Genomic DNA, 12873 nt, shown 5'->3' with positions numbered 1-12873 from the left:
ACCAAAAAATCAAATCAATACTTAAAATACTTTTTAAATTCCAAACTTAGCGTATATAGTTTTTCTAAATCAGTTTTGAATTGGTTCGAAAAAATAATATTAAAGGGAGCTTATTAAAAAAGACTTTACAGCAATGTAAGGTCTTTTCTCTTTTAATACCATAGCCAATCAGTACTTCATGATAATTTATTAAAAAATGGAAAATTTGTCATTTGACAACTTTGACAGATTTTTGGTAAAAAAAGGGATCAAACGCAAAAGTTGGGGATTAACCAAAAAGATTAGATAATCTGAATAAGAAAAAATCTACTTTTCGTACTCCTCTAAATTGACTTCTAAATGCTGGATCAATTCCAAAGCCTCTGGAATCTCAAAACATAAGCTATAATTATTAATTTATCTTAGCTGGATCAAATCTAAATCGAATCAAGCGTAAAAGTTTATTATATTGAACAAACCGCCACAAATAAACCGATAAGATAAATGACAATAAAGAATCTTCACTACATATCAGGACTAACAATTACGATTTTGTTGGACTACATTTATTCAATCATTTTATCAGTGTTTTTGGTGCTCAGGATCACATCGAGATGATGAACACTTTACGAATTTATTATCGTAATATTTGTGTTGAGACAGTTTTATTATTAGCAGTGGCTCTTCAAATTATTTCAGGCCTGAAACTTTTTAAAACAAATAAAAAATTAGCAATTTCTAAATTTGAGAAACTACAAATATGCACAGGACTGTATTTGTCAATTTTCTTTATCATTCATTTGAGCGCTGTTTTAAGTGGACGCTTTTTTCTAAAACTTGACACAAACTTCTATTTTGGAGTAGCAGGATTAAACTCATTTCCATTCAATCTGTTCTTCATTCGTTATTACGGACTCGCAATTCTATCATTTTTTGGACATATTGCTTCTATTCATAACAAAAAAATGGAGAGAACCATATTAGGCTTGTCACCAAAAAGACACTCAATTGCAATCTTACTTTTTGGACTTATTATGACAATTATAATATTCTACGGATTGACAAACCATTTTGACGGAGTAACAATACCAAAAGAATACGGAGTGTTAATTGGAAAATAAAAAGCAAAAAATTATTAATTAGTATAAGTTGTGCGTTAAGCAAAAAGATTTCAGTACTGGCTGCTAACATTTATGATTTACGACACATACCAACAACAATGATTATCAAATAAAACAAATACAATCAAAAAAATTAGTTTCTGTCATTAACGACCATTAGTTTCTGACGAGCTTATTATGTCTCACTACATTATTGCCTACATTTTTACTTTCGAACAATAGCATTGTTTCATTTGCTTTTCCTATTTCGTTGATGCCTTTTAGGGATTCTGCGTAGCGGTAATAATACATCGCATATAAATCTGAATTCATACCAATCAGCTCTTCGTAATATTTAGCAGCCGTTACCAGATCGCCATCAAAATAAGCCCTGTCTGCCACTTTTATAAGCATCTCTACAGATTTGTATCCTTTGTCTAAAACTTTAGCATACGTATCGACTACATCTATCGTTAAGTATTTGGGCGCTTCGGTTACTGCAATTACTTCGACTTTGACTGGTTCTATCTTTATTACAGTACTATCAACAAAAGTTTTTGATTGTAATGCTACATCAACGGTTTTTATCTTTGGTTTGCGGTATATAGGAGTTACCACCCTGGTATTATTAGGCCCGAGGTCATAAGTATTCACCATTTCTAATTTTGAAACTTCGTATTTGGTGATTCTTCTTCCGAAAGTCATATTAATTGTTTCTTCAACAAAATAACCTACTATGACAAGTCCTTCTTTCTTTGCAGTATCATTTGATTTTGTTATTGCGTGTTTGATACTCCCAGGGGCAAAAGCACGACCATTACTTTGTCCGAAAGAATAAAAAGAAAAAACAAATGCAATTGCTACAAAGTATTGTACATACGTTTTCATGACAAATCAATAAGGTAATTACCACTAACAAAAAAAATACAATTTAATATTTTTCAAGCACTTACATCCAAAACTAACTTCAAGTTACCTGAAAAACCGTTTAAGTGTTACTTTTTCTTTGTTTGGGTTCAATATATTCTTGTTTCGAGAATGCTTTCGAGAATTTTAGTCAAAAACAACACAGCAATTCTTTGACTATTTTATGAGTGCTTTTTTACTTTCGAATAACTTGATCATCTCATCAGCTTTATCCATTTGACCAATTCCTTTTAATGCTTGAGCATATCGATAGTAATACATCGACTCTAGTTTTTCAGACATGCTAAACAATTCTGAGTAATATTTAGCCGCATTAACCAAATCCCCGTCAAAGTATGCCCTGTCTGCAACTTTAGTAAGCATATCAATCGATTTATAACCTTTATCCAGAACTTTTGCATAAGTATTTACAACATCTACAGTAATATATTGTGGCCTTTCGGCCTGAGCAACCACTTCAACCTTAACAGGCTTGATAGTTGAGGTAACAGGATCAACCAAAACTTTTGACTGCAAACCTGATTCAACTGTTTTTATTTTCGATTTTCGATATATAGGAGTTACCACCCTTGTATTATTGGGGCCCAAATCGCAGGTATTGACCATACTTAATCTGGAAACTTCGTATTTGGTAATTGTTTTTCCGAAAGCCATATTAATGGTTTCTTCGACATAATAACCCGCTATAACAAGACCTTCTTTAGAAATGTTATCTGTCTCTGAACGCACTTGTCCTTTTTCTGTAGTAAACTGAGCATTGTTTACACGCTGCCCAAAACAATAAGAAGAAAACACACACATTGTGACAAAAAATACGGCATGTGTTCTCATTATAATGTGATAAGGGGAGTGAAATTAAAAATGAATAAAGATAGTTGTTTTCTCTTAAGCATATTACAAAACCTCAAAGAAACACTTAAAGCGGCTAAAGTTAAGAAGTTTTCTGAGGAAGCTGTTTTGAATATTATTGGAAATACATTAAATGATAACAGCATTATTAATGGAAATGCATATAACTGCAATTTCAACCCTCTTGATAAAGTTATAGAAGTTTATTAGCGTTTGGTTTTAGCTGAAAAAGAAAAAGTGGAGAAGTTGGAGAAGTTGTTGAAAGAGAAGTAAAAGTTCTTCTTTATGAAATATCAATAAAAAAAGCGCTACAATTCAACATTGCAGCGCTTTTCTATTTTATAAAAACCTAAGACAATTAAACCCCTAATTTCTTAGCGATATCCGTTGGAATTCCACCTTTGTTTAATAACAAAGCAGTTGTTTTGTATCTCACAAAGTTTTTAGTCACAAACAAATATCCTTTGTAGTCGTTTGTTGCACCCCAAGAATTTTTTACAATGTAATATTCTTTTCCGGTTTGATCTTTTGCAAGACCTATAATGTGCATTCCGTGATCGTCTGTAGTTGTGTAGTTATCAAATGCAGTCTGACGCATTTCGGCAGTAATTTCAGGTTCAGCTTTTGGTCCGTTGAACATATCTGCTTTTTCTTCGGCAGTCATATCATCAAATTTCTTTGTTGGTACATATGCAACACCATTTTTCCAGCTAAAGCTTTTCTCGCTTACATCTGTTGCCCAGGCTACAGTATATCCTTTTTTCAAAGCATTGTCGATAACATCAGTCATGTCGTTTACTTTTACGTTGTAGACCTGATCAAATGACCAGTTGTCTGGCACCATCATTGTTGTTTTTTGGTAATACGGAGAAGTTGTAAAAGATGAGATCTCTACATACTCGTCTGGATTAATACCTACTACTTCTTTAGCAAAAGTTTGTGGTGTGTAGTTTTTTCCTTTATAAGCAAAATTTTCCGGCACAGTTCCTAAATAAGAATCGATTACGGCTGTATACGCTTTTTTCCAGTTTGGTGTTAATTCTCCGTTCGGGTTTTTAACCACAGCAGTTAGAACACCTTCAATAAGTGCTGCCATTTCTCCAAATTTATTTTTGTCAGTTCCGTAGTTCAATCCAGTGTAAACTTCTCTTGGTACGGTTCCGTATTTTTTGTACATATTAATTACATCATGCAATGCACCACCGTCGCCTAAAGTAACTGCTCCGTGCATACGAACATAATTAACTCCTTTTTCTACATAAACATTTCTTGCAGAGTAAATCTGAGACAATTCTACCGGTTGTTTTCCTAAACGAATCATTTCTGATTCTAAGAAAGAATTCGTAGAATAACTCCAACATGTTCCTGATGAACCTTGCAATTTTACAGAAGTAGTTCCAAGATTGATCACGTCAGTGAATTTAAAAGCTTCTTTACTTTTTTCGCTTGCATTTAGTTTTAGTGAATTCACTAAAATGTCTTGTGCAAAACAGCTTGTTGCCCCAACAAAAAAAACGGAAGCAGCAAGTACTGATTTGAATGAAAATGTATTCATAATTTATGTTTAATGATTTTATAAATTAGTTGTTGTAATCTACAATTTGTTACAAAACAATTAAATTTTAGTTAATAAAACTAACCTTCAAGCGTTAATTTTTACAAAATGTTTTTATTAATCTATAAAAACTTACAAACTATGCAAAACCAACAATCTTTATAGGATTAGAAGAAATTGCTATTTATTTTATTTTAATAGTAGTAATTTGGTTGCTGTAAATGCATTCATAATTCTGGATAATGTCCGAACTGGAAAAAGAGAAATACTTAGGCAATACCAAAAACATCTTTAACAACATGCAGGGAATTGCTGTTGTTGAAACAGAGTATCATAAAAAGGTTTACGAAGGCTGGCATTCGCACATCAATGCGCACATCACACTTTTTCTAAAAGGAGGAACGGCAGAAAAACGTAAAAACTCGAATACAGCTGTTGGTCCTGGTTCTTTATTATTTTACCATAGCGGTGAATTGCATTTGAATCAGGATACACTTTTTCCGTCTAAAAATATTAATATCGAAATTGAAGAAACGCTTCTCAAAGAACTTCAAATTTCTGAAGCTATTATCGAAAAATCAGTTCAGAACACGACGCTTTCTAAATTTTTAATTCTAAAAATTTTCAAGGAATCAATTCTTGCAGATGCTTTTTCTGGAGATACAATCAATATGTTGTTTGCTCAATTATCGAATGCCAATACACATTTAGAACGATACGAAAAAAGTCCGTTTTGGGTAAAAAGTTTAGAGGAATTACTAAATGATTGCTGGAACGAAAATCCAAACCTGCAGGATCTGGCTCAGGTTTTGAACCTGAACCCTATTACGATATCAAAACATTTTTCTAAATACTTTGGTTGTACCCTGGGTGAATATATGCGCAGGATCAAAATAAATCGTTCGCTTTCGCTGATAGTATCCAACCGAAGCAATTTGACAGAAATTGGTTTTCAATGTGGTTTTGCTGATCAGAGTCACTTTATCAGAACCTTTAAAAGTCAAACGGGATTTTTGCCCAAACAATTTCAAAAATTATAAAGAAGGCAAATTTCATTCTATTTTTTGATTTTGAAGCAGCCTACTTTTGCTTCATCATAAATCATTAAACCAAACCAAATGGAAACGCTTACTTTAAAACAAAGAACTTTTAATTCTCCCATAACCAAAATTATTCTTGCATTACTTACTTTTATGATGGTTGTTATTATTGGTCAACAAATGATCCGATCCCAGAGAATCATTCTGCCCGATTAATAGACAGTGTTGTTGAACAGTTGGAAATTTCCGAGATTATATCACAGTTTAAAGGCGGTGGAAGATCCAGCTATCATCCTAAGATGTTATTGAAAATATTGTTTTACGGATATCTCAATAATACCTATTCCAGCCGAAAGCTGGCTAGAGCCGTGAAGGAAAATATATATTTTATGTGGCTCTCGGGAGGACTTCAGCCGGATTTTAGAACTATCAATGACTTTAGAGGAAAAAAATTAAAAGGGAATATTGAAAAACTTTTCAGCCAGGTCGTTATGATGATGGTAGATTTAGAGCTCATTAGCCTGGAGAGACAATTTATTGATGGTACTAAAATAGAAGCCAACGCACATAAATATAGCTTTGTGTGGAAGAAAGCAGTTGAAAAACATAAAGACAGGCTTCAGGGAAAAATCGATGCTGTTCTGGCAGATATTGGTCAGGCTATCGAGTCAGACATTATCCATACTGATAACCAAACTGAAACCAAGGTAGACAGCAAGAAATTAGAAGAGAAAATACGTGAGATCAACCACAGTGAAAAAAAGCAGAAGCTGAGTAAACAGCAAAACAAATCACTTCAAAAACTCGAGAAAGAGCAGCTTGTAAAACTTAAAGAATACGAGAAACATCTTGAAATTCTGGGAGAGAGAAACAGTTACTCCAAAACAGATACCGATGCTACTTTTATGCGCATGAAAGAAGATCATATGGGCAACGGACAATTAAAAGCGGGTTATAATGTTCAGATTTCTACAGAAAATCAAATCATTACACATTACTCCACCCACCAGACTTCTACTGATTTTACCACACTAAAAAATCACTTAGAAGGATTCAAAAGCAACTACGGCAAACAATCTGCAAAAGTTATAGCCGATGCGGGCTATGGAAGTGAGGAAAATTATCAATTCCTTGAAGACAGAGAAATTGATTTTTTTGTTCCCTACAATATGTACCGTATCGAAGAGACCCGTAAGTATAAAAACAATTTATTCCACGCACAAAACCTGTTTTATTTCTCATTTAAACTAAATTTAGAATTTATTGAATCCATCAAAAAAACCTCAACTTAAAAAACAATCCAGATAGTTATTCAGACTATTTTTTTTTGAAAGTAAACACATGTGCCAATGTTAGGAAAAAGGTATTTCCCTGAAATCTGTTTATCGCTTTGACCTCTGCAATCCAACGGAATCCTGCAGATGTACTGCAGCCAATATGATAATAATTGATCTCAGCTCCTATTCCTCCTACACGATCTTTGTCTGTTTCGATTGTACCAAACACCGGAACCGGTATTTGATCATTGGTTACTTTGTATTGCAGATAATAAATTAAACCTGCATTGATTATCGATTTTGGAGCCGGATTTGTACCATCCATTACATAAAATGTTTTACCTAAACCTCCTTCAATACTTAAAAGATCTCCGGTTTTGATATCTGTACCTTTCTTTTTTCCGTTTATTTCGTAAGAAGCTAAAGCTGAAAAGTGAACTGTTTTTTTGTCATTAAAAAAAAAGGTTGTTCCTGTTGAAAACTCATTCATAAACATTCCTAAACCGCTATTGTCAGAAGCTCCCATATCGAATTTTCCTGTTGGTAAATACATCTGATAGCTAAAAACAAAATCGGCTCTTTTATTGCGCCAGCCTAATTGAACGGGTACAATATAAGTATCCGTCAAGGCAAAAGGGCTTTTTGAGTCTACCGTATTCCCCTGAATTCTATTAGATGCAAAGGCAAGCAAAACCGATGCTCCGTAATTGGCTCCCAGAATTCTGAAATCACTTACATAACTGGCGCCTACTCCTGTAATAAACATATTAAGATCCGGGTTGGCGATCGATTTATCACCATTGGCATTTCGTAAAGATGATGCTGCATAAAAATAACCGGGAACGTAAACACTCAATGTGTTTTCTGGTGTTTGGGTTCCTGATTGTAATCCCATGGCACCAAGAATATGACCGCCTTTGAGTTGTGCGTAACTAAAAAAAGAAAACAACAAAAAGGTTATAAGATATACTGTTGTTGCGGATTGCTTATGGGTATAAAAATTTGTTTTCATAGTTGCTATTTTAAAAATTAAGGAGACCCCACAACTTCTTTTACAAACTATTCTTTGTTTCGTTTGATGCTTGTTTAAAATAATAAGCATTGGTTTTCTCCGGATTGATTCTAATTACTTTAAAATATTCAGAGGGAGATTTTCCGGTATGTTTTATAAACGCCCTAAAACAGGTTGTTCTGGATTTAAAACCTGATCCCCAGGCCATTCCTTCAAGTGATAGATCTTTCCATTCAGGATCATTGATTTTTTCTTTAAAGTATTCTATTCTTTTTATATTGACATAATCCTGAAAATGAAGATTAAATTCTGAATTAATTAAATTGGAGATGTGATGAACTGATATTCCGGTTTCATCAGCTATATCGCGAATTACTAAATCTTTTTTAAGAAAAAGTTCTTTTGACATAAAGATGCTTTCTAGTTTAGTAAGGTATAGTGATTTTTTTTCGGGAGTTAATTCTTTGACAAGCGGTAAGGTTGCTTTACTTTCTTTTGTTTTTATTATTAATGATTTTTTAGAAAACTCAATAGTATCATTGGTATCATAAAAAATCTGCGGTTTAAAATAAAGCCAGCCAACTGTAAAAACCAAAACTAATGATATTAGAATATAACTGGAGAAATCGATTCTCTCAACTTTGGTAATTAAAAATAATGTACAAAAAGTGCTGAGAACAAAAACAAAATCATCAGGTTATATACTCTGATCCAACTCAGAATTTTTACTCTGCTAAAATGATTTTCTTTAAATTTTTTTAAATCATAATTCAAAATCATCATCGTTTGACAAAAAGCATATACGAGCCAGACTGTCAAACTTAACATCGAAAATGGGTTATTTACTTTAGCAGCAATATAATGAACGATCTGAAGATCGATATAACTTTCAACCCATACAAAAAGCGTTAAGCTAAAATAGATCAGAAACGGTAAAAAATGCAGCCAATCGTATTTTCTAAACAATTTGTTAGAAAACAAAATACTTCTTACATATAAAAAGGCACAAGGAGCAACTAAAAATATAAACGATTTTGCATCATAAATAAATCAGGAAAATCTTTTAACTCATTTGCTGATAAGTAAAAATTATATACGCTAACCACCGCAAGACTGAACAAAAACAGTCCTAAAAAAAAACTTTTTGAGTAATTTTTTTTTGAAAAAAGAACCATAAAGGATGTCGCAAAACCAACTATTGTAGCTATAAAAAAGAAAAGCGAAAGTATTATATCGATCATAAGTTTTAAGCTTGATTTGTTGTAGTTTATTCCTTTTTCTTTCAGAATAAATTCAAAGAAGAAAGTTCTATAATGGCTATACGCTGTACTTATAGAAATAAGTACAGCTAAATTATAATACCATTATTTATAAGCTATTTTTTTGCCAATCCGGGAGGAAAACCTGCCAGAATTTTTTTGATAGAGCTGGTAACAAACTCTTCAGGATCGCTGGGCTTGCTGTCAATTTGAGCATTACCGATTCCTTGCCAAATCAGTTTTTGAGTTTTTGAAGAGACAATGTCAATTATCAGTGAACCATCAACATAATCGTAGGAGTTAAATGTTGTGTTTGCATTGCCCATCATGCCGCCCCCGCCCCAATAGCCGTAAGGACGGTACATTCCGCCATAACCATAAAAATCAGTATTTGCAGATACCGATGTTTTGTTTTTTAAGATTGTTACTGCGTTTACTTTTAAATCAGGATTATTGGTTGTTTCTATAAAACCTTTGCTGATCAGCTCAGAACGGATTGCTTTTGTAATACGATCAACATTTAACTGATTGATCTGACCTTCCTGCGCTTTTAAATCATAAAACGCAAAAGTTTTGTATTCGCTAAAATTAGCCGAATGGTCATAATCACTTGTAACTTTTACAGTTGGAGAGCAGCTGTAAATTAAACCCAAAAATAATATTGGGATTATACGAAGATTCTTTCTTTTAATATTCATCTTATGGTATTTAAATTAATGATTAACTTGAAATTCTTAAAATCTTGCTTAAATCTTGAATATACTGGAAGTCATGTTAAATATTTATTTATATTTCTACAAACATCTACTAAACAATACCTTAGCTTACACTCAAAGATAAATTATTTTATTTAATTGACATCATGCAGTCAGTAAAATTCTTACTTATTTACTCAGAGCAATTATTCGCATTAGAATTTATTACTCTGAGTATTTTTAAGCTCTATTTTCCTTGTACAACAACATAACTGTCTTGTCCGTCTTTTGAAATAGGTTGATAATACACATTGTTATATATCAGATATTTTTGACCGTCGATGGTTTTCTCTTCGGCTCCTTCCGGAATATGTGTGACAACTGCTCCAACAGGCGCGTTTACTACTTTGTACTTACTTGATGCTTTAGAATAATAAGTTCCGCCGTAATAGTAATAATCTGTTCCGGAAACATTGATTACGGCATACCCTTTTGGCAACTCCGAAATTGTTGCTCCAAGGGGTGCCGGTACAACTTTATATCCGTCAGATTGTTTTACATAGTAAACTCCGTCATCATAATTATAATTTGTATTTTCTACTGATATTACTATAGCTGCCGTCGTTAATGTTGTCAAAAAGAATCCTACAGGATACCATGTTGGTCCCCAAACATAGGGTACAAAAGGATGATAAGCATAAGGAAAAGGTACCGGATAAGGATGAAATGGTACCGGATATGGCCTAGGATAAGGATGTGGGTACGGATGCGGCGGCGGTAACGGTCTTGGCGGAATTGGCCTTGGTCCCGGGCGCGGTGGTGGCATTGGGCGTGGCATTGGCATTGGTCGCGGCATAGGTCTTGGCGGTGCAAAATGACCAAATCGCTGTGCACTCGAATCTTCCGGAATCATAAGAAGTAATGCAAAAAATGCAGTAATTATGATTGAGATTTTACTTTTGGGTTGATATGATTTCATAACTATGAGGTTTTATATAATTATTTCGTGTTTTCTCTAGGTGCTAACTTTACTTTTGTAGCTTTTGGAGGCGTCGTAAATTCAAACATAGAGTCCGGATAATCAGTATTTATAGTCCAGTCTTTATACAGTGCTTCGTATTGCGGTTTATCTTTATCAGACGTATAAATGATTACTAATTTTACCGGCAGAAACAAATCATCGCTTTCTATCCAGAACTGAAAACTTTTTGTTTTATCACTTCCTGCTATATGAAAGCACTCACGCCCATCGACTATCGTTTTTCCTAAGAAAATCAAATCACCTTGTTCTGACAGTAAATCCTGTAAAAATGTGGGATAGAAAAAATCTGCCCCGGGAAATTCAATCCCGAATTTTTTACTGACCTCGTCGATAGTTTCAATAACAGATGCGGGAGCTGTCGTAAAACCGTACGTATTATTATCGAACGAATAATAATTTAGTTTTTTACCGTTGTACCATAAACCACGATTTCCTTTATCTCCTGATGAAGTAACTTTCATTTTATCAGGAAACTTAATTGTGACTTTATCATTTATCGAATGTTTGATAAGCCCTAAACTTTCGTTTGGAACATCATAAGTTGTAATCGCTGTAAAACTACAAGACTTTATGTCCTGCAACGTTTCGCCAGCTCGATGTAAGAGAAAAACAGCCGTAGAATCGATACGCTGTGTTTGGCCTTTTGTTGTGATTGTCATTATCACAAAGCCCATCAAAAACAAAAACTTTTTACTCATAGATTCTATTTTTATTAATTAATTGAAAGTTTAGGCTTCTGCCGAGATTGGCAATCTTCCCTCTTTTATTGCTTCTAACATTTTGTTATAATCTGAATCGTTTTGATTGGCATATGAAATAGAAAATTTTGCAATTGCATTCGCAAATTCATTGTTTTTCCCAATGTAGCCTGATAATACAGATGGATCTCCTGTGCGGGCGTGTGCTCTTGCGAGTGCCCAACCGCAGGCTTTTGCATAATCACTCATATTTTTAGATTTCATAATTTCAAGCACCGGCTTTACTTTAGCATCACGAAGCTGACGCATATAAAAAAACTTATTGTTGTCGTCATTTGTCCATCCTAAAAACATATCCGAAGCAGATTGCATCAGTTTTTGTCCCATAACGATTCGCTCACCCTGATGTGTGCATTTACTTTTAGCTTTTACATTGGCTTCTAACACGCTTTTTCTGGCTTCTTTAAATTGTAAAAAAATAGGTTCTCCCGTAGCCGACATTAATAAGCTAATACCACAAAGTGTTCCCACACTTCCTACTCCTACTACTTTTATGGCCAGATCATGCAAAGAATATCTGCTTAACAACACTTTCTTTTCATCAGATAATGTTTCTAAATATCTGTTATGTATGGTTTCAGCTTCCTTTAAAATTCGTTTTCCCTCTTCTCCTGTTGGATGATAAATTAACGGTGGATCGTCTTTTATTCGGGCTCGGGAACCTTCCTGATAAGTCATTTTTGCAAATTCTTTTTCGTGAGCTGTATATTCTCCTGCTTTTTTGATTCGCTTTTGCTGAAATGATTTTATATCCTCATCTCCACCTCTATCAATAAGTTCAGCAAGATCAATGTCAGCATACCATATTTGAAGCGCTGATAATTTGCTGTATTCCAACATATGCCTTTTGTAACTATCCGCAACATTCCAGGCAAATTCTTTGCATGTTTTGTTTGAGAATTTCTTCCATCGTCCGGCAATTACAAAACTGGCGGCTAGTCTTTTTAAATCCCATTCCCACGGTCCGGGAAACGTTTCATCAAAATCGTTAATATCAAAAACCAGTTTACGTTCCGGGGTTGCAAATCCTCCAAAATTCATTAAATGACAATCCCCGAAAAGCTGAAGATCAATTCCTGTATTTGGTGTTTGTGCCAAATCAGCTGCCATAATTGCGGCAGATCCTCTAAAAAATGCGAATGGAGATTCCATCATTCGACGGTATCGAATTGGTAATAAACTTTCAATTCTGCCAATACTTGTTTCAATTAGAATTGCTATTGGGTCTTCCCTATTTTCGCTTGGGTTCCATTCGTGATGGGCTGAACGGGGCGTAACTTTTCTAACGGCAACACCTTTATCAAAACGTTTTGCCTTTGATGCTGCAGGATCAAATCTGTTTCCGTTGTTTTCTGTGAATTCATCAGTCATAACTTCTAC

Annotated in this window: 14 protein-coding genes; 4 read left to right on the top strand and 10 right to left on the bottom strand. The window is 34.0% G+C overall.

The window, feature by feature from the left end:
• The first annotated feature begins 593 nt into the window (after nucleotides 1-593).
• On the top strand, nucleotides 594-1100 hold the full coding sequence (locus tag QLQ94_RS05850) for a hypothetical protein (protein WP_271337707.1): 507 nt from the start codon (nucleotides 594-596) through the stop codon (nucleotides 1098-1100).
• A gap of 156 nt (nucleotides 1101-1256) precedes the next feature.
• Here the strand turns inward: QLQ94_RS05850 and QLQ94_RS05845 are convergent, their stop codons facing one another.
• A complete protein-coding gene (locus QLQ94_RS05845; protein WP_271337708.1) occupies nucleotides 1257-1967 on the bottom strand; it encodes a hypothetical protein in 711 nt (236 codons plus the stop codon).
• Between the two features lie 195 nt (nucleotides 1968-2162).
• Nucleotides 2163-2837, bottom strand: a complete 675-nt coding sequence (locus QLQ94_RS05840) for a hypothetical protein (RefSeq protein ID WP_271337709.1) — start codon at nucleotides 2835-2837, stop codon at nucleotides 2163-2165.
• Between the two features lie 30 nt (nucleotides 2838-2867).
• On the opposite strand from QLQ94_RS05840, the gene QLQ94_RS05835 reads away from it, so the two are divergent.
• Complete coding sequence (locus QLQ94_RS05835) at nucleotides 2868-3065, top strand: hypothetical protein (protein WP_271337710.1); 198 nt, start codon at nucleotides 2868-2870, stop codon at nucleotides 3063-3065.
• Nucleotides 3066-3213: 148 nt separating this feature from the next.
• Here QLQ94_RS05835 and QLQ94_RS05830 read toward each other — a convergent pair whose 3' ends face one another.
• Complete coding sequence (locus tag QLQ94_RS05830; protein ID WP_427402986.1) at nucleotides 3214-4410, bottom strand: C1 family peptidase; 1197 nt, start codon at nucleotides 4408-4410, stop codon at nucleotides 3214-3216.
• Between the two features lie 242 nt (nucleotides 4411-4652).
• Between QLQ94_RS05830 and QLQ94_RS05825 the strand changes: the two genes are divergently transcribed.
• Together QLQ94_RS05825 and QLQ94_RS05820 are read left to right on the top strand one after the other, a co-directional pair.
• A complete protein-coding gene (locus QLQ94_RS05825; protein WP_271337713.1) occupies nucleotides 4653-5450 on the top strand; it encodes a helix-turn-helix transcriptional regulator in 798 nt (265 codons plus the stop codon).
• Nucleotides 5451-5686: 236 nt separating this feature from the next.
• Complete coding sequence (locus tag QLQ94_RS05820) at nucleotides 5687-6742, top strand: IS1182 family transposase (protein WP_271337716.1); 1056 nt, start codon at nucleotides 5687-5689, stop codon at nucleotides 6740-6742.
• A 25-nt stretch (nucleotides 6743-6767) separates the two neighbouring features.
• Here QLQ94_RS05820 and QLQ94_RS05815 read toward each other — a convergent pair whose 3' ends face one another.
• The 7 genes from QLQ94_RS05815 to QLQ94_RS05785 all read right to left on the bottom strand — a co-directional run bounded on the left by QLQ94_RS05815 (nucleotide 6768) and on the right by QLQ94_RS05785 (nucleotide 12864).
• Entirely contained in the window at nucleotides 6768-7739 is a 972-nt protein-coding gene (locus tag QLQ94_RS05815; protein WP_482499310.1) for a SphA family protein, read from the bottom strand.
• A gap of 40 nt (nucleotides 7740-7779) precedes the next feature.
• Nucleotides 7780-8334, bottom strand: coding sequence for a helix-turn-helix domain-containing protein (locus QLQ94_RS05810; protein ID WP_271337718.1), 555 nt, complete (start codon nucleotides 8332-8334; stop codon nucleotides 7780-7782).
• A 421-nt stretch (nucleotides 8335-8755) separates the two neighbouring features.
• A complete protein-coding gene (locus QLQ94_RS05805) occupies nucleotides 8756-8980 on the bottom strand; it encodes a hypothetical protein (RefSeq protein ID WP_271337719.1) in 225 nt (74 codons plus the stop codon).
• A gap of 134 nt (nucleotides 8981-9114) precedes the next feature.
• Nucleotides 9115-9696 carry a DUF4136 domain-containing protein gene (locus tag QLQ94_RS05800; RefSeq protein WP_271337720.1) on the bottom strand — a complete coding sequence of 194 codons (582 nt, stop codon included), beginning with the start codon at nucleotides 9694-9696 and terminating at the stop codon, nucleotides 9115-9117.
• Nucleotides 9697-9940: 244 nt separating this feature from the next.
• On the bottom strand, nucleotides 9941-10672 hold the full coding sequence (locus tag QLQ94_RS05795; protein WP_271337721.1) for a DUF6515 family protein: 732 nt from the start codon (nucleotides 10670-10672) through the stop codon (nucleotides 9941-9943).
• 20 nt (nucleotides 10673-10692) lie between these two features.
• On the bottom strand, nucleotides 10693-11433 hold the full coding sequence (locus QLQ94_RS05790) for a DUF2092 domain-containing protein (RefSeq protein ID WP_271337722.1): 741 nt from the start codon (nucleotides 11431-11433) through the stop codon (nucleotides 10693-10695).
• Between the two features lie 30 nt (nucleotides 11434-11463).
• Entirely contained in the window at nucleotides 11464-12864 is a 1401-nt protein-coding gene (locus tag QLQ94_RS05785) for a DUF2252 domain-containing protein (RefSeq protein WP_271337723.1), read from the bottom strand.
• Between the last annotated feature and the right edge of the window lie 9 nt (nucleotides 12865-12873).

The sequence above is a fragment of the Flavobacterium sp. B114r genome (assembly GCF_056824125.1).
The sequence above is the reverse complement of the archived record's forward strand: the minus strand, read 5'-3'. Positions and strand labels throughout refer to the sequence as shown.

What these genes read in the sequence shown, in the direction of transcription:
- QLQ94_RS05850 (WP_271337707.1), top strand. Translation starts at nt 594, where the DNA reads ATGATGAACACTTTACGAATTTATTATCGTAATATTTGTGTTGAGACA.
- QLQ94_RS05845 (WP_271337708.1), bottom strand. Translation starts at nt 1,967, where the DNA reads ATGAAAACGTATGTACAATACTTTGTAGCAATTGCATTTGTTTTTTCT.
- QLQ94_RS05840 (WP_271337709.1), bottom strand. Translation starts at nt 2,837, where the DNA reads ATGAGAACACATGCCGTATTTTTTGTCACAATGTGTGTGTTTTCTTCT.
- QLQ94_RS05835 (WP_271337710.1), top strand. Translation starts at nt 2,868, where the DNA reads ATGAATAAAGATAGTTGTTTTCTCTTAAGCATATTACAAAACCTCAAA.
- QLQ94_RS05830 (WP_427402986.1), bottom strand. Translation starts at nt 4,410, where the DNA reads ATGAATACATTTTCATTCAAATCAGTACTTGCTGCTTCCGTTTTTTTT.
- QLQ94_RS05825 (WP_271337713.1), top strand. Translation starts at nt 4,653, where the DNA reads ATGTCCGAACTGGAAAAAGAGAAATACTTAGGCAATACCAAAAACATC.
- QLQ94_RS05815 (WP_482499310.1), bottom strand. Translation starts at nt 7,739, where the DNA reads ATGAAAACAAATTTTTATACCCATAAGCAATCCGCAACAACAGTATAT.
- QLQ94_RS05805 (WP_271337719.1), bottom strand. Translation starts at nt 8,980, where the DNA reads ATGATCGATATAATACTTTCGCTTTTCTTTTTTATAGCTACAATAGTT.
- QLQ94_RS05800 (WP_271337720.1), bottom strand. Translation starts at nt 9,696, where the DNA reads ATGAATATTAAAAGAAAGAATCTTCGTATAATCCCAATATTATTTTTG.
- QLQ94_RS05795 (WP_271337721.1), bottom strand. Translation starts at nt 10,672, where the DNA reads ATGAAATCATATCAACCCAAAAGTAAAATCTCAATCATAATTACTGCA.
- QLQ94_RS05790 (WP_271337722.1), bottom strand. Translation starts at nt 11,433, where the DNA reads ATGAGTAAAAAGTTTTTGTTTTTGATGGGCTTTGTGATAATGACAATC.
- QLQ94_RS05785 (WP_271337723.1), bottom strand. Translation starts at nt 12,864, where the DNA reads ATGACTGATGAATTCACAGAAAACAACGGAAACAGATTTGATCCTGCA.